The following is a 20,411-nucleotide window of genomic DNA, read 5'->3' as shown; positions in this document are numbered from 1 at the left end:
ATCTCAGGCCTCGCCAATGTCGATGATGATGTTGCCGTCGGCGTCCGAGCGCGCGCGGTCGCCGGGTTCGAGCACGGTGGTCGCATCCATCTGCTCGAGGATCGCCGGGCCTTCGATGACCGCGTCGAGCGGCAGCTTTTCGCGTGCGTAGACCGGCGTGTCGTGCCAGCGTCCACCATACCAGACCGGCCGGATCTCGCGCCGCGCCTCGTGGAGCTTTTTTGCGCGCCCCGCTGGGTCGATCAAGCGCGACAGGTCGATCGCCGGCCGCACACCCGTCACCGAAGTGTTGAGGTTGACGAGGTTGGCGCGGATTTCCGGCAGCTCGACCTTGAAGCGGGCGAAATAGGCTTTTTCGAACAGAGATTGCAGCTCGTGCCTAGTCACCGACGAGGACGGCAACGGCACGTTGATGATGTGGGTCTGGCCGACGAACTGCATGTCGGCGGAGTGGGTGACGCGGATCGTCTCCGGCTTCACCGCTTCCTTGCCGATCAGCTCTTCGCCTTCGTTTCGGTGCCGTTCCAATACAGCGTGAAGCTGGATCTCGTCGAGCACCGCCACCGGCTGGTTGACGGTGTTGACGAAGTCGTGGCGCAGATCGGCGACGACGCAGCCGAGCGCGTTGGTGATGCCTGGCCGCGCCGGCACCAGCACCTTGGGCAGGCCGAGTTCGCGCGCCAGGGCCGTCGCATGCAATGGTCCGGCGCCGCCAAAGGCGAACAGCGCAAAATCGCGCGGATCATGGCCGCGTGACACCGAAACCATACGGATGGCGCCGGCCATTTTCATGTTGCCGAGCCGCAGCACCGCGCCCGCCGCCTCGACGCCGGACAGGCCGGTCGCTTTGCCGATCTTCTCCTCGAAGATGCCGGTGACGCGCTCGACGGTGACCGGGTTTTCGACCGCCAGCAGCTTCTTCGGCGCCAGCCGGCCGAGCACCAGATTGGCGTCGGTGATGGTTGGCTCCAGGCCGCCGCGCCCGTAGCAGATCGGGCCGGGATTGGCGCCGGCGCTTTCCGGGCCGATCTGGATCAGGCCGGCGGCGTCGACGCGGGCGATCGAGCCGCCGCCGGCGCCGACCGTGTGCACGGCCACCATCGGCACGTGGATCGGCATCGCATACTCGATCTCGATCTCGTTCGAGACCGCCGGCTCCGCGTTGCGGATCAGCGCCACGTCGGTCGAGGTGCCCCCCATGTCGTAGGTGACGAGGTTTTCGTAGCCGGCGCGTTTTCCCGTATAGGCGGCGGCGATGACGCCCGAGGCCGGGCCGGACATGACGGTCTTGGCCGATTCACGTGTGACGAAGCGGGCCGAGATCATGCCGCCATTGCCGTTCATGATCAGGAAGTCGCGGGCATAGCCTTTTGCCCCCAATTCCTTGCGCAGCCGCTCGACATAGCGCTCGAGGATAGGCTGCACCGAGGCGTTGACCGAAGCGGTGACGCCGCGCTCGAATTCGCGCGCCTCCGACAGCAGTGCGTGGCCCGACGTGATGTAGCCGTTCGGCCAGAGTTCGGCGGCGATTTCGGCGGCGCGCCGCTCATGCGCCGGGTTGGCGTAGGAATGCAGGAAGTGGATGACGAGGGATTCGCAACCGGCCTCGATCAGCGCCTTCACCGCGTCGCGCATTTCAGCCTCGTCGAGCGGCGTGCGCACAGTGCCCGACGCCTCGACACGCTCCGAGACTTCGAGCCTCAGATTGCGCGGAATGATCGGGACGAAGCTGCCAGTCATGCCATAGGCCTGCGGTCGCGTGCGCCGGCCGAGCTCGATCACGTCGCGAAAACCGCGCGTCGTGATCATGCCGGTTTTCGCCAGCCGGCGTTCGAGCACGGCATTGGTGGTGGTGGTCGTGCCATGCACGATGAGGTCGATGCCGTCGATCGGAAATCCGGTGGCGCCAAGCGCCGAAACGACCCCGAAGGCCTGGTTGTCGACCGTGGTCGGGGTCTTGGCGATATGCACCCGGCCACCGTCGCGTCCATCGATCAGAAGCAGGTCGGTAAAGGTCCCGCCGACATCGATACCGGCGACGACGCTGCCCAGGGAATCCGGCGGCTGCACCGAAAAATTCTCTTTCATTGTCGAAACCCGAAATGCGCGGACTACGGATATGTCACAGTTTGGAAAGGTGTTTCGCCACGGTATCTTGACGCAAATATCGTTTGTATACTAATAAATTCCGGACACAAGAGCTTACCGCCTCGGAGTGTGCAGACAGCACGCCGGAACCTGAATGGTTCGGGCGCGCAGGTGAAGGTTTGGCGCCCGCGTTCGCAGTTGGGCCAGAAGGTTGGATTTGATGAACACCACATCCGCATTCAATACCGCCGGCGCCCGCCCGCTGCAGTTTCCTATTCCGGCCAATGTCTATGCCGAGACCGTCGTCTCGGTGAAGCATTATACGGACCGGCTGTTCTCGTTCCGCATCACCCGGCCACAGTCGCTGCGTTTCCGTTCCGGCGAGTTCGTCATGATCGGCCTGCCCAATGCCGAGAAGCCCGTGTTCCGCGCCTATTCGGTGGCGAGCCCGGCCTGGGACGACGAGCTGGAATTCTTCTCGATCAAGGTGCCGGACGGCCCGCTCACCTCGGAACTGCAGAAGATCCAGGTCGGCGACACCGTCATCATGCGCCAGAAGTCGACCGGCACGCTGGTGGTCGACGCGCTGACGCCGGCCAAGCGCCTGTTCATGATCTCGACCGGCACCGGCATCGCGCCTTTCGCCAGCCTGCTGCGCGACCCCGACACCTATGAGAAATTCGAGCAGGTCGTGCTGACCCACACCTGCCGCGACACTGCCGAGCTCATCTATGGCCAGGAGCTGGTCGCCGGGCTCGAAAGCGATCCGCTGATCGGCGAGCTGACCGGTGGCCGTGTCACCCTCTACAATTCGACGACCCGCGAAGACTCGGCACGCATGGGCCGCATCACCGCGCTGATCGGGTCCGGCAAGTTCTACACCGATCTCGGCATCGACAAGCTCAATCCGGAAACCGACCGCATCATGATCTGCGGTTCGATGCACATGTTGAAGGACGTCAAGGAGCTGGCCGAAAGCCTCGGCTTCGAGGAAGGCTCGCTGCATCATCCGGCGAGCTTCGTTGTCGAACGCGCCTTTGTCGGCTGAGCCGAGCAACTCGCTCAAGAATCGAGTTTTGACCTTTCGGTCAAAAACTAGCTGCTTTCGCAGCCTTTTTCAGCTATGACCCGCTGAAGGACTCGTGAACTACGATTTCACGGTCTATCTTCGGCGCAAGTCGCTGAATGAAAGGGCAGGAGATGAGCAGCACAATCCGCGAAGCCGAGCTTGGTGCCGGTGCGTCGAAGGTGACGCCGCTGCCGGCGCGCGCCGCCGCCAATACCCCCGTTCCGCTGGACCATCGCATCGCGCGCAACCCCGGCATGAAGCTCGATCTCGGCTTCATGGAGTCAGTGCGCAGCGTCAACCGCTCGGCGCTTGAGCGCCGTGTCGCCAGCCTGACCAAGCGGCGCTCGATCAAGGCCGACAACCAGGCCGCCTGGCTGCTGCGCGCCGTCGCCTGCATGGACCTGACGACGCTGAATTCCAACGACACCGAAGAGCGCGTGCGCCGGCTGTGCGCCAAGGCGATCAATCCGTTCCGTCGCGACATCGTCGAGGGTCTCGGCATTGCGGGCGAGGTCATTCGCCCGGCCGCCGTCTGCGTCTACCATCCCTTCGTCGCCACCGCCGTCGACGCCGTGCGCGGCACCGGCATCCATGTCGCCGCCGTTTCCACCGCATTTCCGCACGGCCTCGCCCCACTCTCCACCCGCCTGCAGGAGATAGAAGCCTCGGTGAAGGACGGCGCTGACGAGATCGACGTCGTCATTCCGCGCGGGCTGGTGTTCGGCGCCAAGTGGCGGGAGCTCTACAACGAGATCGTCTCGATGCGCGCCGCCTGTGGGGACGCGCATCTGAAGGTCATCCTCGGCACCGGCGACCTCGCCACGCTGCGCAACGTCATGCTCGCCTCAATGGTGGCGATGATGGCCGGCGCCGACTTCATCAAGACCTCGACCGGCAAGGAAAGCGTCAACGCCACGCTGCCCGTCGGCCTTGCCATGGTGCGCGCCATCCGCGCCTATTTCGAGGAGACCGGCTATCTCATCGGCTTCAAGCCGGCCGGCGGCATCTCCACGGCAAAAGCCTCGCTCGACTGGCTGGTGCTGATGAAGGAAGAACTCGGCCGGCCGTGGCTGGAGCCCGAGCTGTTCCGCTTCGGCGCCTCGAGCCTTTTGACCGACATCGAGCGCCAGCTCGAACACCATCTGACCGGGCACTATTCGGCCAATCATCGCCACGCGATGGCTTGAGCGCCCGACCGCGATCAGCCTAGCCGATCGACCCTCCCCACGAAGGGAGGTGAAGGAGGAACCCCATGAACATTCTCGACCGCTATCACGCCATGGAGTACGGCCCGGCGCCGGAAGCCCGCAACGAGGCCGACGCCTGGCTTGCGGCGCGCGATTTCGACAAGGCGCTGTTCATCGGCGGCGACTGGAAAGCCGCTTCCGGCGGCAAGACCTTCGAGACCAGCGAGCCCTCCTCCGGCAAGCTGCTGGCCAAAGTGTCGGACGCCAATGCCGCCGATATCGACGCGGCGGTTTCGGCCGCGGCCAAGGCGCTGCCGAAATGGTCGGCGTCTTCAGGCTATGTCAGGGCGAAAGTGCTCTATGCCATCGGCCGCGCCATGCAGCGCCACCAGCGCCTGTTCGCGGTGCTGGAATCGATCGACAACGGCAAGCCGATCCGCGAAAGCCGCGATATCGACGTGCCGCTGGCCATCCGCCATTTCATCCACCATGCCGGCTGGGCGCAGGCGCTGAACAGGGATTTCCCCGGCCACAAGGGTGTCGGCGTCGTCGGCCAGATCATCCCATGGAATTTTCCGCTGCTGATGCTGGCCTGGAAGATCGCGCCGGCACTTGCCGCGGGCTGCACCGTGGTGCTGAAGCCGGCTGAATTCACGCCGCTGACCGCCATCCTGTTTGCCGAGATCTGCGAACGGGCCGGCGTGCCGAAAGGTGTCGTAAACATCGTCCAGGGCGGCCCGGAGGCGGGTGCGGCCATCGTCAACCACCCCGGCATCCAGAAGATCGCCTTCACCGGTTCTTCCGAAGTCGGCAAGATCATCAGGAAAGCCACGGCGGGCTCAGGGAAAAAACTGTCGCTGGAGCTTGGCGGCAAGTCGGCCTTCATCGTCTTCGAGGACGCCGATCTCGACAGCGCCGTCGAAGGCCTGGTCGACGGCATCTGGTTCAACCAGGGCCAGGTCTGCTGCGCCGGTTCCCGGCTGCTGGTGCAGGAAGGCATCGCCGATGCCTTGATAGCCAAGGTCAAGACACGCATGAGCCGGCTGCGGGTCGGCAGCCCGCTCGACAAGAACACCGATATCGGCCCGCTGGTCGACGCCACACAGCTCGACCGGGTCAAGGGCTTGGTTGCCGAGGGCGCCAGACAGGGCGCCGTGTGCTGGCAGCCGGACGCCGCGCTACCAACGTCGGGTTACTATCATCTGCCGACGCTCGCCACCGGTGTTTCGCCGGCTAATATCCTGGCGCAAGAGGAAGTGTTCGGGCCGGTTTTGGCGACCATGACCTTCCGCAACACGGAGGAAGCGATCGAGCTTGCCAACAACACGCGCTATGGGCTGGCCGCCTCGGTGTGGAGCGAGAACGTCAACCTCGCCTTGCATGTCGCGCCGCAATTGAAGGCTGGCGTCGTCTGGGTCAACGGCACCAACATGTTCGACGCCGCCTGCGGTTTCGGCGGCTACCGAGAGAGCGGTTTTGGCCGCGAAGGCGGGCGCGAAGGCATGTTCGAGTATCTGGCGGCCAAATTGCCGCTTGGCCCGGTGATCAAGCCGGCGGCTGCCTCCGCGCCACCTGCCGAGCAATCCGAAGGCGATTTCATCGACCGCACGGCAAAACTGTTCATCGGCGGCAAGCAGGTGCGCCCGGACGGCAACTACTCGCTGGCTGTCGCCACCGCCAAGGGCAAGCTCGCCGGCGAGGTCGGTCTTGGCAGCCGCAAGGATATCCGCGATGCCGTTTCGGCGGCGCGGGCCTGCAAAGCCTGGCCGGAGGCGACCGCCTACAACCGCTCCCAGGTGCTTTATTATCTGGCTGAAAATCTTTCCGGCCGCGCCGGCGAATTTGCCGCCCGCCTCACCGAACTGACCGGCGCCACGCCCAAGGCGGCGCGCGACGAAGTCGACCAGTCGATCGAGCGGCTGTTCCTCTATGCCGGCCTTGCCGACAAGTTCGAAGGCCGCGTGCACCAGCCGCCGGCGCGTGCCGTGACACTGGCGCTGCACGAACCGGTCGGCGTCGTCGGCATCGTGGCACCCGACGTGTCACCGCTGCTGGGCCTGATCTCGCTGGTCGCACCGGCGCTCGCCATGGGCAACACCGTGGTCGCGGTGCCGTCGGAGCGGTACCCGCTGCTCGCCACCGACCTCTATCAGGTCATCGAATATTCCGACGTTCCGGCCGGCGCCATCAACATCGTCACCGGCCGCACGGCCGAACTTGCCGGTGTGCTGGCCAAGCATGACGATGTCGACGGGCTCTGGGTGTTCGCCGATGCCGACACCTGCGGCAAGGCGGAGGCCGAGTCGATCGGCAACCTCAAGCGTGTCTGGAGCGGCAATGGCCGCGGCCTCGACTGGGCGTCCGACGAGGCGGCCGGCGATGCCTTCCTGCGCCGCGCCGTCGAGGTCAAGAACGTCTGGGTGCCTTACGGCGACTGAGCAGTTGCGACGCTGCCGCGATGGTGAGCGCAGGGCAATCGAGTCAGGTTTGATTTCGCTCCACCAGCCTTTTCCGGGCGCTGGCGCCGCCCCTCACCTGCCTGCCGGCATCCTCTCCCCATATAGTGACGGGGAGAGGGGCGCTGCCATCGACGATTTCGCCAATCGCCAGCGGCGCAAGATCGGCGCCGGCGTTGCGGTCAGCCCCTTCTCCCCGTCACTATACGGGGAGAAGTGCCCGGCAGGGCGATGAGGGGCGGCGCCGACTTCGGCAATTAGTGGTCTCCGCACAAGTCGAACTTGTCGTTGGTCTGAGGCGATTGCCGCGATGGTGATCGTGTTCGGACTTGACGCCCGGATGCATGTTCTTTAACGAGAAAAAACATCTTTATCTGTGGGCTGACAGGCGCGCAGGCCGCATGATGGCGTCCGACTGGCCCATGACGCCGTGGCCGACCACCGGTAGACCCGGACGATCCCAAGCGGACGAGGAGAAGAGCATGGCGGATCTGGCAGGCAAGGTCGTTGTCATCACGGCAGCGGCGCAAGGCATCGGCAAGGCGAGCGCGCTGGCCTTCGCCAAGGCAGGTGCCGTCGTCTACGCCACCGACATCAACGAGGCGCTGCTGGCGGAGCTCGCCAAGACCTCCGACATCAAGACCCGCAAGCTCGATGTGCTCAACGACGATGCCGTCAACGCCGCCTTCGCCGAGATCGGCAAGGTCGACGTGCTGTTCAACTGTGCCGGCTTCGTCCATTCCGGCTCGATCCTCGAGATGAAGGACGCCGATCTCGATTTCGCCTTCAACCTCAACGTCCGCGCCATGATACGCACCATCAAAGCGGTGCTGCCCGGCATGCTCGAGCGCGGCGACGGATCGATCATCAACATGTCGTCGGTTGCCGGCGCCGGTAAGGGCGTGCCGAACCGCTTCGCCTATGGCGTCACCAAGGCTGCGGTCATCGGCCTGACCAAGGCAATCGCTGCCGACTATGTCGCCAAGGGCATTCGCTGCAATGCCATTTGCCCCGGCACGGTCGAGAGCCCGTCGCTGCAGGACCGTATGCATGCGCAGGGCGACTACGAAGCCGCCCGCGCCGCCTTCATCGCCCGCCAGCCGATGGGCCGGCTCGGCACGCCGGAGGAAATCGCGGATCTCGCCGTCTATCTGGCCGGCGCTACCTATACGTCCGGACAGGCCTATAATATCGACGGCGGCTGGTCGATCTGAACCAAACGACTGAGGAGACATACCATGAAGCTGCTGCGCTATGGCGAGGCGGGGAGCGAACGCCCCGGCCTGCTCGATGCGGATGGAACGATCCGTGATCTCACCGGCCATGTCGCCGACATCGGCGGTAAGGCACTCGATCCGGCATCGCTGGCGACGCTGGCCAAGCTCGATCCGAAGTCGCTGCCGGCGGTTTCCGGCAAGCCCCGCATCGGCGCCTGCGTTGCCGGCACCGGCAAGTTCATCTGCATCGGCCTCAACTATTCCGACCACGCCGCCGAGACCGGCGCCACCGTGCCGCCGGAGCCGATCATCTTCATGAAGGCAAGCTCGGCCATCGTCGGGCCGGACGACGACGTGCTGATCCCGCGCGGCTCGGTGAAGACCGACTGGGAAGTCGAACTGGCCGTGGTCATCGGCAAGACGGCGAAATATGTCAGCGAAGCCGACGCGCTTGACTATGTCGCCGGCTATTGCGTCGCCCACGATGTCTCTGAACGCGCCTTCCAGGCCGAGCGGCAGGGCCAGTGGACCAAGGGCAAGTCCTGCGACACCTTCGGTCCGATCGGCCCGTGGCTGGTGACCAAGGACGAGGTCACCGACCCGCAGAACATCAAAATGTGGCTGACCGTCAACGGCAAGACGATGCAGAACGGCTCGACCAAGACCATGGTCTATGGCGTGGCATACCTTGTTTCCTACCTCAGCCAGTTCATGTCGCTACACCCCGGCGACATCATCTCGACCGGCACGCCACCCGGCGTCGGGCTGGGCATGAAGCCGCCGGTGTTCCTGAAGGCCGGTGATGTTGTCGAGCTCGGCATCGAGGGCCTTGGCCAGCAGAAGCAGACGTTCAAGGCTGACCCTTGAGCACTTAAGTTCGATAAGTTTGCGCCGCCCCTCATCCACATGCCGGCACCTTCTCCCCGTATAGTGACGGGGAGAAGGGAAGCGCTCCAACGCTGCCGACCCCCTCTCCCCGTTCTTCACGGGAGAGGGTAAGGGTGAGGGGCAGCGCCAACCTAAGCGTTCAGCCGCTACTTCAGCACCTTCCCATCCGCCCCAAACCGATACGTCTTGGCCGGGTCCGGCGTCGCATAGAGCGTGGCGCCCGGCTCGGCGTCGTAGACGCCGAAGATGCGCACGGTGATCAGGCCGGCCTTCTCGCAGTCAAGATAGAGATTGGTGTCGGCGCCGAGATGCTCGGCGTGGACGACCGTGCCTTTCCAGGCACCGGATTTCGGATCGACGGTCAGATGCTCCGGCCGCACGCCGATGGTCTTGGCGGTTTCACCAAGCCTGGCGCCGTCGACGAAGTTCATCTTCGGCGAGCCGATGAAACCGGCGACGAACTCATTCGCCGGCGAATTGTAAAGCTCCATCGGGCCGCCGATCTGCTCGATCCGGCCGGCATTCAGCACCACGATCTTGTCGGCCAGCGTCATCGCCTCGACCTGGTCGTGGGTGACGTAGATCATCGTTGCCTTCAGCCGGCGGTGCAGCTGAGCGATCTCCAGCCGCGTGTTGACGCGCAATGCGGCATCAAGATTCGATAAGGGTTCGTCGAAGAGGAACAGCTTGGGCTCGCGCACCACGGCGCGGCCGATGGCGACGCGCTGGCGCTGGCCGCCGGAGAGTTCGGCCGGCCGCCTTTCGAGATAGGGCTCCAGCGACAGCATCGACGAGGCAATCCCGATGCGGCGGTCGATCTCGGCCGCCGGCGTGCTCGCCTGCTTCAGCCCGAGGCCCATATTGTTCTTCACCGTCAGATGCGGGTAGAGCGCATAGGTCTGGAACACCATGGCGATGCCGCGCTTGGCCGGCGGCGTGACGGACACGTCCTGGCCGTCGATGACGACCCGGCCCGAGGTCGAATCCTCCAGCCCGGCAATGACCCGGAGCAAGGTCGACTTGCCGCAGCCCGACGGGCCGACGAAGACGACGAATTCGCCGTCCGTCACCTCAAGGTTGATGCCCTTCAGCACCTCGACCGGCCCGAAGGCCTTCTTCACGTTCTCGATGTTCAGCGAGCCCACGGCTTCGTCCCTGTTCTAGAGTTTGACGGCTGCGCCGCTGCGCACGCTCTCGTCTGCTGCAAGGCAGACGGCGAGCGATTTCACCGCATCGTCCATATGCCTGGTGAGATCCATATCCTCGCGGATCGCCTTCAGCACGAAGGCCTGTTCGAGATCGCAGAGGTCCTGATGGCCGGGCTCGCCCGCCATCGACAGCATTTCGTCAGGCTTGGCGAACTTGCCGTCCGGGCCGGTCGCCGCACTGTGCAGGCGAATGGTCGAGGTCTTGGTGTGGGTATCGATGTCATCGGACTTCACACCCTCCTTCATGACGATCGACACGCAGCCATTGGGCGAAATGACGTCCTTCACGAAGAAGGCAGTTTCCGAAATCATCGGACCCCAGCCGGCTTCGTACCAGCCGACCGAACCGTCATCGAACAGCACCTGCAGATGGCCGTAATTGTACATCGAGGGCGCGATCTCCTCGCTCAGCCGCAACCCCATGCCGCGCACCTCGACCGGCCTGGCGTCGGTGATCTGCAGCATCACGTCGAGATAGTGCACGCCGCAGTCGACGATCGGCGACGTCGTCTGCATCAACTGCTTGTGCGTGTCCCAGGTATGGCCGGAGGATTGCTGGTTGAGGTTCATGCGGAAGACATAGGGGCCGCCGAGCTTGCGCGCCTCGGCGATCAGCCTGATCCAGGACGGGTGATGGCGCAGGATGTAGCCGATCACCAGCTTCCTGCCGTTGGCCTTTGCCGCCGCAACGACGCGCCTGGCATCGGCCACCGTTGTCGCCAACGGCTTTTCGACAAAGACATGGCAGCCGGCCTCGAACGCCTTCACCGCATAGTCGGCATGGCTGTCGGAATAGGTGGCGATGCAGGCGACATCGGGCTTTTCGTCGCGCAAAGCCTCGTCGAAGGAGCGCCTGATGCCATAGGAGGAAAGCCCGTCCGGTAGCGGCACGTCGGAACGGTTGACCAGTGCCGAGATCTGGAAGCCCGGATTGGTGTGATAGGCCAGCGCATGGCTGCGACCCATATTGCCAAGGCCGGCGACGACGACGCGAAGGGGTGCTTGCGAACTCACTTGACGGCTCCCGAGGTGATGCCGCGGATCAGCTGCCGCGAGAAGATGACGTAGAGGATCAGCACCGGCATGATCGCCAGCGAGAGAGCTGCCAGGATCGCGTTCCAGTTGGTGACGAACTGGCCGAGGAACAGCTGCGCGCCGAGCGTCACCGTCTTGGTCTCTTCCGACGGGGCCAGGATCAGCGGGAACCACAGATCGTTCCAGATCGGGATCATGGTGAAGACGGCGACGGTCGCCATCGATGGCCTGACCAGCGGCAGCACCAGGCGGAAGAAGATGGTGTATTCGGACAAGCCGTCGATGCGGCCGGCGTTCTTCAGGTCGTCGGACACCTGCTTCATGAATTCCGACAGGATGAAGATGGCGAGCGGCAGGCCTTGCGCGGTGTAGACCAGGATCAGCGCCGTCAACGTGTTGACCAGGCCGCTCGCCACCATCAGCTGCAGGATGGCGACGGTGCCGAGGCGGATCGGGATCATGATGCCGAGCGCCAGATAGAGCCCCATCAGCGAGTTGCCGCGAAAGCGGTACTCCGACAGCGCGAAGGCGGCCATGGCGCCGAACAGAAGCACGAAGAACAGCGAAGCGACGGTGACGACGAGGCTGTTCTGGAAATAGTGGATGAAATCGCCCTGACCGATGACGGTGGTGTAGCCGATCAGGTCGAAGGTTTTTGGCGTCGGCGGCGTCAGTGGCGCGCCGAAGATGCCGGCGCGGGACTTGAACGAATTCATGATGACGAGGATCACCGGAAACAGCGCGATCGCCGTATAGGTCAGCAGGATCGCGTGGGCGCCGATGGTTCGGGGCAGGGAACGGGTGGCGGTACTCATCTCTTGCCCCTCAGAACTGGTAGCGACGCAGGCGCGTCTGCACGAGGAAGAGATAGACGCAGACGCCGCCGAGGATGATCAGGAACATCATCGTGGCGATCGCCGCGCCCATGTTGGGGTCGCCGACCTGCAACTGGAAGCCAAAGAAGGCGCGGTAGAGGAAGGTGCCGAGAATGTCGGTCGAATAGTTCGGCCCGGCGAGCGCGCCTTGCGCGGTGTAGATCAGGTCGAAGGCGTTGAAATTGCCGACGAAGGTGAGGATCGAAATGATGCCTATCGACGGCAGGATCAGCGGCAGCTTGATCTTCCAGAACTGCGACATGCCGGTGATGCCGTCGCATTCGGCGGCCTCGATCACCTCTTCGGGGATAGACAGCAGGGCGGCATAGATCAGCATCATCGGGATGCCGACGAACTGCCACACCGAGATCAGGCTGAGCGCCGTCAGCGCGTATTCTTCCTTGCCGAGCCACGGCGTGAACAGGCTTTTCAGGCCGACAAGATCGAGCAGATGCGGCGCCACGCCCCACAGCGGCGACAGGATCAGCTTCCAGGCGAAGCCGACGATCACGAAGGACAGGATGGTCGGCACGAAGATCGCCGTGCGGTAGAAGGCGGCAAATCTCAGCCTCGGGCTGGACAGAAGGGCAGCCAGCATGACGCCGATCGGGTTCTGCACCAGCATGTGGATGATGAAGAACCAGACATTGTTTCTCAGCGCGTTCCAGAAATTCACCGACCAGTTGGGGTCGCCGAACAGCGTGCGGAAGTTCTCCAGCCCGACGAAGACCTGATGCTGCTCGATGTTGCGGAACAGCGACAGCTGCAGTGTGCCGGCCAGCGGCAGGATCATGATCGCCGTATAGACAAGCACCGCCGGCGCCAGGAAGACGCCAATGTGCCAACGGAACGGTCTTTTCGGTCGTATTTCTGCGGCCATGAGTTCGGTTCCCGCCGTCTCTCGGTTGCAAATGGTGTGATGCTAGATGATGCCTCAATGCACGGCCGAATATTCTTGCCCGGTGCGGCAAGAACAAAGGCCTGCGACTGATCAGCTAGCCTTTCCCCACAAAGGGAGGGTAAGGCCGAGAGGCGGTGCCGACAATCGCTATCTGAACGGGCACAATCTGAAAAACCAGGGTAGTCCGAGACCGGCCAGGCATACGCCCGGCCGATCTCGTTGCCTGAGCTCTTACTTCGCCGGCTTGTACCAGCTGTCGAGGCCGGTCTGCAGCTTCTTGGCCGCAGCTTCCGGGGTGTCGGTGCCGTTGATGACGTTGGCCGATTCAACCCACGTCTCGTTTTCGAGGTTCGGCGTGCCACGCGACAGGATCTGGTAGGTCGAGCGGATCGTCGACTTGCACTTGCCGCGCCAGGAGACGAATTCCTGGGCCAGCGGGTCTGCCATCTTCACCGGCGAGGAGTTCAGGCTGAAGAAGCCGGGCAGCGCGTTGGCGTAGATGGTGGCGAAATCCGGCGAGGCGACCCAGGACAGGAAGGTCTTGGCCGCATCGGCGTTTTTCGAAGCCGCATTCAGGCCCATACCGATATCGGTATGGTCGGAGATGTAGCAGGTGTCGCCGGCTTTCTCGACCGGCGGCGGGAAGGCGCCCATCTTGAACTGGGCCTGGGTGTTGAACAGGCCGATTTCCCACGAGCCGGCCGGGTAAATGGCGGCGCGGCCAAGCGTGAACAGGTTCTGGCTGTCCGGATAGGTCTGTGCTTCGAAGCCGTCGCCGAGATACGGCTTCCACTTGGCCAGTTCCTCATACGGCGCGACCCAGTCCTTGTCAGTCAGCTTCTGGTCGCCCTTGATCAAGGCAGCGCGGCCGTCCTCGCCCTTCCAGTAGTTGGGGCCGATGTTCTGGTAGCCCATGGTCGCGGCTTCCCAGAGATCCTTGGTGCCCATCGCCATCGGGATGTAGGTGCCGTCGGCCTTGATCTTGTCGAGTGCGGCGAAGAACTCGTCGCGGGTCTCCGGCACCTTGATGCCGAGCTTGTCGAAGGCGTCCTTGTTGTAGATGAATCCGTGGATGACCGAGGCCATCGGCACGCAGAAGCTCGCCTTGCCGTCGTCGGTCTGCCAGGCGGACTTGGCCACCGGCGAGAAGTTCTCCATGCCGGGCAGCGCCGAGAGGTCGGCAAGGTTGCCCTTCTTGAACAGTTCAAGCGACTTGTCGAACGGGCGGCAGGTGATTAGGTCGCCCGCCGAGCCAGCGGCGAGCTTCGCGCCAAGGGCGGCGTCATACTCGGTCGGCGCCGACGGTGCGAACACCACCTTGATACCCGGGTTCTTGGCTTCGAAGGCCGGGATCAGCTTGTCCTTCCAGATGGCAAGGTCGTCACCGCGCCAGCTTTCGATGTTGAGCGTTACGTCTGCGGCATTAGCCACCCCGGCCGAGCCGAGAATGCTGGTGCCCAGAAGCAGTGCCGTCAGTAGTTTCGTTGTCATGCTCAGTCTCCCTGTTGACCTTTTTCAGGTTCGGTTTGGATGAGAACAGAGGCAGCGCGCCCCTTGCTCCCCTCGATCGCGGAAAGCGCCGGCCTCAGCTTCTGGCCGGTTCCTTCCAGCAGTTTCTCCGCCGCATCGGCGCTGTCGGCGCCGGCGGCGAGCAGAATGGCGGTCTTGACCGCGCCGCCGCTCTTCTCGAGCAGGTGGACGGCTTCGTCCCTGCCGCGCCCGCTGACGGCGGCGACGATGCGCGCCGCGCGGTCGCGCAGCTTGATGTTGTCGGCCATCAGGTTGACCATGTAGCCGTCATGCACATGGCCGAGATGGACGGCGGTCAGCGTGGACAGCATGTTCAGCGCGATCTTCTGGGCGGTGCCCGCGCCCATGCGCGTCGAACCGGCAATCAGTTCCGGCGGCGTTTCGAGCAGGATCGCGGTTTCGGCCTGGCGTAGTAAAGCCGAGTCCCGGTTGTTGGCGATGCCGATGGTGGCAGCCCCGCGACGGGCGGCTTCCTGGATGGCCCGCACCGCATAGGGCGTCGTGCCGCTGGCCGAAATGGCGATCAGGCAATCGCCCTTGCCGATGCCGGCGTTGATGACGGCTGCCGCGGCCTCCTCGGTGTCGTCCTCCGGCCCGCCTGCCAATGTCCGTAAGGCTTCGTCGCCGCCGGCGATCAGGATGGCGATGCGGTCGCGGTGAATGCCGAACGTACCGGGCAATTCAAGCGCGTCGGCCAGCGCCATCAGGCCGGAACTGCCGGCCGCGGCGTAGGCAAGCTTGCCGCCGCCGCTCAACCTGCCGGCGATGATCTCGGCCGCCCTGGCGATTGAGGGAATGGCATTGCGTACGACCTTTGCGGCCTCGATTTGCGCATCGGCCAAAGAAGAAAGGATGGCGTCCGGGGTCTGGATATCCAGCCCCTCGGCATTTTGGTGAAGCGCTTCGGTGCGCGTTTCGGCCATCCCGGTTCCTCCAATGCGGAAACAATACCAAAAAAATACCACTTGTCCACATGCATTAACGAATTCCCTGCTCGGAAATCACTGAGCCGGCGAAATGCCTAGGTTTTTCAATAAAATACGGCTTAATCTTTTTGAAACGTAAATTAACTCTTGGCTATTGGTATTTTATTGGTATTATCCGCCCGGAGGAGAAATCGCGTGAATTTCGTGCTCGGCATCGATGGCGGCGGCACCAGCTGCAGGGCCGCCCTGGCAACCGCGGATGGCGCCGTCATTGGCCGCGCCAAGAGCGGCGCCGCCAACATCCGCACCGATCTCACCGGCGCCCGGTCGAACATCGTCGAAGCGGCGAGGCAGGCGTTCGTCACCGCCGGGCAAGATCCGGAGCTGATCCCGCAGACACCGGCCATTCTCGGCCTTGCCGGCGCCAATGTCGGCACCTACCGGCAGCAACTCGAAGCGATCCTGCCGTTCAGCATCAGCCGTGTCGAGACCGACGCCGAGATCGCGCTGGAAGGGGCCGTCGGCGCCGGTGACGGCGCCATGGCGATCCTCGGCACCGGCACCGCCTATATGGCGCGCAAGAACGGCAAGTCGCGCGCCATCGGCGGCTGGGGCTTTCAGGTCGGCGACCAGGGCAGCGGCGCCCGCATCGGACGCGACCTGCTCGAACAGACGCTGCTTGCCTATGACGGCGTCCGCGAGAGCTCGCCGCTGACGCAGAGCATGCTGGCGGTCTTCCGCAACAATCCGCAGGACGTGGTCGAATTCACCACCAACGCCAAGCCCGGCGATTTCGGCGGCTTCGCGCCCAAGGTCTTCGAGCATGCCGAAAAGGGCGACAGCGTCGCCAACTGGATCCTGGACAGGGTGGTCGCCGATGTCGAAGCCGCGCTTGGCGCGCTCGACCTTGCGGATGACGCGCCGCTCTGCCTGCTCGGCGGGCTGGCGCCGCTTTATGCGCCGCGCCTGTCGGCCCGCTACCGGGCGCTGCTGAAGCCGCCCCTCGACGATGCACTGGGCGGCGCGGTGCAGATGGCGGCCCGCCTTTTCGCCAAGCCAGCGGAGGCGGCTCTATGAGCGATGCCGCCGACCAGATATTCGCCACGCTGAAACAGTCGTCGCAAAGTGGCGCGCCGCTCTATCTGCAACTCAGGAAGAGCATCGAGGACGCCGTCAATCGGCGCGGCGCGGCATGGCGGTGCGTTCGGCCTGGCTCGACCGCGGCCTTTACGCGCCCTCGCCCGACGAGATGATGGTGCTCGGCCTATCGTCGAACGAACTGGTGGCGCGGGTGGCGCGCCTGCGCATCGCCAACGACACGCCGCTGGCGATCGAACGCGCCTCGCTGTCGGCCAGCGTGCTGCCCGACCCGGCGGGAATAGGGTCCTCGCTCTATGCGGCGCTGGAATTGACCGGCAACCGGCCGGTGCGGGCGGTGCAGCGCATCTCCGCCGCCAACCTCGGCGACGGCGACGCGCGCCTGCTCGAGGTGCCGCCGGGCATTGCCGGCCTGCACATCGAACGCATTTCCTATCTGGCGAGCGGCAAGGTGATCGAATTCACCCGTTCCATCTACAGAGGCGACGCCTATGATTTCGTCGCCGAACTGCGGCTGACAGGGCCGAGCGAAGAGGGCCGACCATGACCACAGAGCCGACCATGCCGACTGAGCCGACCAAGTCGGCTGGTATGACCCATATGCGGCGTGAGATCGAAGAGATCCCGCTGGCTGTCGCCCGCCTGCTCGACGGCTCCGGCGCCGTGCTGACCGAAGCGGGGCGCGGCATCCGCGAACGCGACCCGCAGTTTGTCGTCACCGTGGCGCGCGGTTCATCCGACCATGCCGCCACCTTCATGAAATATGCCGTCGAGCTGACCGCGGGCCTTGCCGTCGCTTCGGTCGGTCCGTCGATCGCCTCGATCTATGGAGCCGAGCTCAGGCTCGGCGGTTCGGCCTGCCTGGCGATCTCGCAGTCGGGCAAGAGCCCCGACATCGTCGCCATGGCCGAAACGGCGCGAGCCGGCGGCGCGCTGACCATCGCCATCACCAACACCGCCGATTCGCCGCTGGCGCGTGCCTCGGACTATGCCATCGATATCCTGGCCGGGCCGGAGCGCAGCGTCGCGGCGACCAAGACCTTCATCAATTCCGCCGTCGCCGGCCTTGGCCTGATGGCGCATGCCACCGGCGACGAGGCGTTGCTGGCAGCACTTTTCCAATTGCCCGAGCATTTCCGCAAGGCGATCGCCTGCGATTGGATGACGGTGCTGGCCGAAACGATCGAGAAGCAGAAGTCGCTGTTCATCCTTGGCCGCGGCCCGTCGGCGGCGATGGCCAACGAGGCGGCACTGAAGTTCAAGGAGACCTGCGGCATGCATGCCGAGGCCTACAGTGCGGCCGAAGTCATGCATGGCCCGCTGGCGCTGATCGGCCCGGACTTTCCGGTGCTAGCGCTGGCCGCGCGTGACGCATCCGAACCGTCCGTCGCCGAAGCCGCCGACAGCCTGGCGGCCAAGGGCGCGCCGGTGTTCGTCACCTCGGCACTTGCCCAGCGCGCCGTGCGCCTGCCACATGTCGCCACCGGCCATCCGCTGACCGATCCGCTGACGCTGATCGTCTCCTTCTACATGTTCGTCGAGGCCTTTGCCCGCCATCGCGGCCTCGATCCGGACACGCCGCGCAATCTTCGCAAGGTGACGGAGACCGTATGAACGACCGCTTTGCCCTGACTGGCGCCCGCATTTTCGACGGCGACGACTGGCACGATGGCGCAGCACTCGTCGTCCGCGACGGCCATGTCGAGGCCATCCTGCCCGCCGGCGTCATTGCCTCCGACATCCGCATCGTCGAGACCGGTGGCGGCATGCTGGCGCCCGGCTTCGTCGACCTACAGGTCAATGGCGGTGGCGGCGTCATGCTCAACGACCACCCCGATGTCGCCTCGCTCGAAACCATCTGCCGGGCGCATGCGCCCTTCGGCACCACGGCGTTGCTGGTGACGTTGATCACCGATACGCCCGACATCACCGCTGCCGCTGTCGCCGCCGGCGAAGCTGCAACGCTGCGGAAACTGCCGGGTTTCCTCGGCCTGCATCTCGAAGGCCCGCATCTGTCGATCGCCCGCAAGGGCGCGCATGATCCGGCGCTGATCCGGCCGATGCTTGACGTCGACCAGGCGAAGCTGATCGCGGCGCGGCAGAGACTGCCGGTGCTTTTGACCACCATCGCACCAGAATCCGTCGAACCGGTGCGCGTCTCGGCACTGACCAGGGCCGGCGTCATCGTCAGTCTCGGCCATTCCGACACCGGCTACGCCATGGCCAGCACCTTTGCCGCGGCCGGCGCCTCGATGGTCACGCATCTGTTCAACGCGATGAGCCAGATCGGCAACCGCGAGCCCGGACTGGCTGGTGCGGCCATCGATATCGGCTCCCTGTCGGCCGGCCTCATCGCCGACGGCATCCATGTCGATCCTGCCACCATCAAGATCGCGCTGCGCGCCAAGCAGGGACCGGCCAAAATCGTGCTGGTCACCGACGCCATGGCGCCGATCGGCACCGACATGACCTCATTCACGCTCAACGGCCGCACCATCTACCGCAGGGATGGCAGCCTGCGGCTTGCCGACGGGACGCTGGCGGGTGCCGATCTCGACATGATCTCGGCTATTCGGTTCATCCACCGCGTCGTCGGGGTCGACCTTTCCGAGGCCTTGCGCATGGCCTCACTCTATCCCGCGCAAGCGATCGGCCAGTCGCATCGGCTCGGGCGCTTCGCCAACGGCACGGCTGCCGATATCGTTGCGCTGTCGGACGATCTCGACATCAGAGGCGTCTGGATCGGCGGCGACAAGGTCTTTGCAGCCGGCTCCAGCAGCGCTGGGTGATATCAGGCCATGCATGACATCGATTGCGTCATTGCGGGAGCAGGCGTCGTCGGGCTCGCCATCGCCAGGGCGCTTGCCCTGTCGGGCCGCGAGGTGCTGGTGGTCGAGCAGGCCGGCGCGATCGGCACCGTCACCAGTTCGCGCAATTCCGAAGTCATCCATGCCGGGCTTTATTATGCGCCGGGCAGCCTGAAAGCCCGGCTCTGCGTCGAAGGCCGTGAGCGGCTCTATGCCTATTGCCGCGAGCACAATGTTGCCCATGCCCGCGCCGGCAAGCTGATCGTTGCCGTCGAACCGGACCAGCTGGACAGGCTGGCCGCGATCCGGACCAACGCGCAGAGCTGCGGGGTTGGCGACCTCGAAGTCTTGACACAGACACAAGCCGAGAGCCTCGAACCCGCGCTGCAATGCGCCGGCGCGTTGCTGTCGCCATCGACCGGCATCATCGACAGCCAGGCGCTGATGCTGTCGCTGCGCGGCGATGCCGAGGCCGCCGGTGCATCCTTGGCATTGCTCACGTCCGTTACCGGAGCGGCGATCGAAGCCGACGGTATCCGGATCGACACGCGCGATGCCGATGGCGAGGGCTTCACCTTGAGGGCCGGCGCCTTTGTCAACGCCGCGGGCCTCGACGCGCAGGCTCTCGCCGGCCGCATCGAAGGTTTTCCGCAACACCTTGTTCCGCAGCGATGGCTAGCGCGCGGCAATTATTTTTCACTCTCGGGCCGGTCACCCTTCTCGCGGCTGATCTATCCGGTGCCGGTCAATGGCGGCCTCGGCGTCCATCTCACCCTCGATCTGGGCGGCAGCGCGCGCTTTGGTCCGGATGTCGAATGGATCGACAGCGTGGATTATACGGTCGACCCTGCTCGTGGTGCGGCCTTCTACGGCGAGATCAGGCGCTATTGGCCCGATCTTGCCGACGGCGCCTTGCAGCCGGCCTATGCCGGCGTCCGGCCAAAACTGTCCGGCCCGGGCCAGCCTGCGGCCGACTTCATGATCCAGGGTCCGGCCGAGCATGGCACAGGGTCGATCGTCAATCTGTTCGGCATCGAGAGCCCCGGCCTGACGGCAAGCCTGGCAATCGCCGAGCATGTAGTCGAGCTGCTGTACCCCGGCTGACGAGCTTCCTGCGCTCGTCCAG

16 protein-coding genes and 1 pseudogene are annotated in these 20,411 nt (G+C 64.6%); 10 read left to right on the top strand and 7 right to left on the bottom strand.

The annotated features are described in order from the left end of the window. Window positions 1-3 precede the first annotated feature (3 nt). Window positions 4-2,088, bottom strand: coding sequence for a hydantoinase/oxoprolinase family protein (locus tag AC0ZT5_RS26090; protein WP_488498779.1), 2,085 nt, complete (start codon window positions 2,086-2,088; stop codon window positions 4-6). Between the two features lie 220 nt (window positions 2,089-2,308). Between AC0ZT5_RS26090 and AC0ZT5_RS26085 the strand changes: the two genes are divergently transcribed. From AC0ZT5_RS26085 to AC0ZT5_RS26065, 5 genes are all read left to right on the top strand, one after another. Then, window positions 2,309-3,136, top strand: a complete 828-nt coding sequence (locus AC0ZT5_RS26085) for a ferredoxin--NADP reductase (RefSeq protein ID WP_184872889.1) — start codon at window positions 2,309-2,311, stop codon at window positions 3,134-3,136. 152 nt (window positions 3,137-3,288) lie between these two features. Continuing rightward, window positions 3,289-4,344, top strand: coding sequence for a deoxyribose-phosphate aldolase (gene deoC / locus AC0ZT5_RS26080; protein WP_184872888.1), 1,056 nt, complete (start codon window positions 3,289-3,291; stop codon window positions 4,342-4,344). Window positions 4,345-4,409: 65 nt separating this feature from the next. Then, window positions 4,410-6,782 (top strand): aldehyde dehydrogenase family protein, encoded by a 2,373-nt coding sequence (locus AC0ZT5_RS26075; protein WP_488498778.1) that lies wholly within the window; start codon window positions 4,410-4,412, stop codon window positions 6,780-6,782. A gap of 500 nt (window positions 6,783-7,282) precedes the next feature. Next, a complete protein-coding gene (locus tag AC0ZT5_RS26070) occupies window positions 7,283-8,014 on the top strand; it encodes an SDR family oxidoreductase (RefSeq protein WP_488498777.1) in 732 nt (243 codons plus the stop codon). A 24-nt stretch (window positions 8,015-8,038) separates the two neighbouring features. After that, complete coding sequence (locus AC0ZT5_RS26065; RefSeq protein WP_488498776.1) at window positions 8,039-8,884, top strand: fumarylacetoacetate hydrolase family protein; 846 nt, start codon at window positions 8,039-8,041, stop codon at window positions 8,882-8,884. A 167-nt stretch (window positions 8,885-9,051) separates the two neighbouring features. Here AC0ZT5_RS26065 and AC0ZT5_RS26060 read toward each other — a convergent pair whose 3' ends face one another. From AC0ZT5_RS26060 to AC0ZT5_RS26035, 6 genes are all read right to left on the bottom strand, one after another. Further along, window positions 9,052-10,050, bottom strand: a complete 999-nt coding sequence (locus tag AC0ZT5_RS26060; RefSeq protein ID WP_477280917.1) for an ABC transporter ATP-binding protein — start codon at window positions 10,048-10,050, stop codon at window positions 9,052-9,054. A gap of 15 nt (window positions 10,051-10,065) precedes the next feature. Beyond that, window positions 10,066-11,127, bottom strand: coding sequence for a Gfo/Idh/MocA family protein (locus tag AC0ZT5_RS26055; protein ID WP_488498775.1), 1,062 nt, complete (start codon window positions 11,125-11,127; stop codon window positions 10,066-10,068). Further along, a complete protein-coding gene (locus AC0ZT5_RS26050) occupies window positions 11,124-11,963 on the bottom strand; it encodes a carbohydrate ABC transporter permease (RefSeq protein ID WP_095083652.1) in 840 nt (279 codons plus the stop codon). The genes AC0ZT5_RS26055 and AC0ZT5_RS26050 overlap by 4 nt, the downstream gene beginning before the upstream one ends. Before the next feature lie 10 nt (window positions 11,964-11,973). Beyond that, complete coding sequence (locus AC0ZT5_RS26045) at window positions 11,974-12,903, bottom strand: carbohydrate ABC transporter permease (protein WP_477280912.1); 930 nt, start codon at window positions 12,901-12,903, stop codon at window positions 11,974-11,976. A gap of 252 nt (window positions 12,904-13,155) precedes the next feature. Beyond that, window positions 13,156-14,415, bottom strand: a complete 1,260-nt coding sequence (locus tag AC0ZT5_RS26040) for an ABC transporter substrate-binding protein (RefSeq protein ID WP_095083656.1) — start codon at window positions 14,413-14,415, stop codon at window positions 13,156-13,158. A gap of 2 nt (window positions 14,416-14,417) precedes the next feature. Beyond that, window positions 14,418-15,377, bottom strand: coding sequence for an N-acetylmuramic acid 6-phosphate etherase (locus AC0ZT5_RS26035; RefSeq protein ID WP_488498774.1), 960 nt, complete (start codon window positions 15,375-15,377; stop codon window positions 14,418-14,420). A gap of 198 nt (window positions 15,378-15,575) precedes the next feature. Here AC0ZT5_RS26035 and AC0ZT5_RS26030 point away from each other — a divergent pair, with 198 nt between their 5' ends. From AC0ZT5_RS26030 to AC0ZT5_RS26010, 5 genes and pseudogenes are all read left to right on the top strand, one after another. Beyond that, on the top strand, window positions 15,576-16,457 hold the full coding sequence (locus AC0ZT5_RS26030) for a glucosamine kinase nucleotide-binding domain-containing protein (RefSeq protein WP_488498773.1): 882 nt from the start codon (window positions 15,576-15,578) through the stop codon (window positions 16,455-16,457). Further along, window positions 16,454-17,025 (top strand): annotated as a pseudogene (locus tag AC0ZT5_RS26025) (GntR family transcriptional regulator). The gene AC0ZT5_RS26030 and the pseudogene AC0ZT5_RS26025 overlap by 4 nt, the downstream one beginning before the upstream one ends. A 53-nt stretch (window positions 17,026-17,078) precedes the next feature. Next, window positions 17,079-18,092, top strand: a complete 1,014-nt coding sequence (locus tag AC0ZT5_RS26020; protein WP_488498817.1) for an SIS domain-containing protein — start codon at window positions 17,079-17,081, stop codon at window positions 18,090-18,092. Continuing rightward, complete coding sequence (gene nagA, locus AC0ZT5_RS26015; RefSeq protein WP_488498772.1) at window positions 18,089-19,267, top strand: N-acetylglucosamine-6-phosphate deacetylase; 1,179 nt, start codon at window positions 18,089-18,091, stop codon at window positions 19,265-19,267. The genes AC0ZT5_RS26020 and nagA overlap by 4 nt, the downstream gene beginning before the upstream one ends. 9 nt (window positions 19,268-19,276) lie before the next feature. Continuing rightward, window positions 19,277-20,389, top strand: a complete 1,113-nt coding sequence (locus AC0ZT5_RS26010) for an NAD(P)/FAD-dependent oxidoreductase (RefSeq protein ID WP_488498771.1) — start codon at window positions 19,277-19,279, stop codon at window positions 20,387-20,389. The last annotated feature ends 22 nt before the right edge of the window (window positions 20,390-20,411 follow it).

The organism is Mesorhizobium sp. CNPSo 4670 (assembly GCF_057784235.1).
Note: the sequence above shows the minus strand (reverse complement) of the source record. Positions and strands in the feature narration are given on the sequence as shown.

Coding starts and splice junctions, on each gene's coding strand:
- AC0ZT5_RS26040 (WP_095083656.1), bottom strand. CDS start 14,415: ATGACAACGAAACTACTGACGGCACTGCTTCTGGGCACCAGCATTCTC.
- AC0ZT5_RS26070 (WP_488498777.1), top strand. CDS start 7,283: ATGGCGGATCTGGCAGGCAAGGTCGTTGTCATCACGGCAGCGGCGCAA.
- AC0ZT5_RS26010 (WP_488498771.1), top strand. CDS start 19,277: ATGCATGACATCGATTGCGTCATTGCGGGAGCAGGCGTCGTCGGGCTC.
- AC0ZT5_RS26075 (WP_488498778.1), top strand. CDS start 4,410: ATGAACATTCTCGACCGCTATCACGCCATGGAGTACGGCCCGGCGCCG.
- AC0ZT5_RS26090 (WP_488498779.1), bottom strand. CDS start 2,088: ATGAAAGAGAATTTTTCGGTGCAGCCGCCGGATTCCCTGGGCAGCGTC.
- AC0ZT5_RS26050 (WP_095083652.1), bottom strand. CDS start 11,963: ATGAGTACCGCCACCCGTTCCCTGCCCCGAACCATCGGCGCCCACGCG.
- AC0ZT5_RS26045 (WP_477280912.1), bottom strand. CDS start 12,903: ATGGCCGCAGAAATACGACCGAAAAGACCGTTCCGTTGGCACATTGGC.
- AC0ZT5_RS26085 (WP_184872889.1), top strand. CDS start 2,309: ATGAACACCACATCCGCATTCAATACCGCCGGCGCCCGCCCGCTGCAG.
- AC0ZT5_RS26020 (WP_488498817.1), top strand. CDS start 17,079: ATGCGGCGTGAGATCGAAGAGATCCCGCTGGCTGTCGCCCGCCTGCTC.
- deoC (WP_184872888.1), top strand. CDS start 3,289: ATGAGCAGCACAATCCGCGAAGCCGAGCTTGGTGCCGGTGCGTCGAAG.
- nagA (WP_488498772.1), top strand. CDS start 18,089: ATGAACGACCGCTTTGCCCTGACTGGCGCCCGCATTTTCGACGGCGAC.
- AC0ZT5_RS26065 (WP_488498776.1), top strand. CDS start 8,039: ATGAAGCTGCTGCGCTATGGCGAGGCGGGGAGCGAACGCCCCGGCCTG.
- AC0ZT5_RS26035 (WP_488498774.1), bottom strand. CDS start 15,377: ATGGCCGAAACGCGCACCGAAGCGCTTCACCAAAATGCCGAGGGGCTG.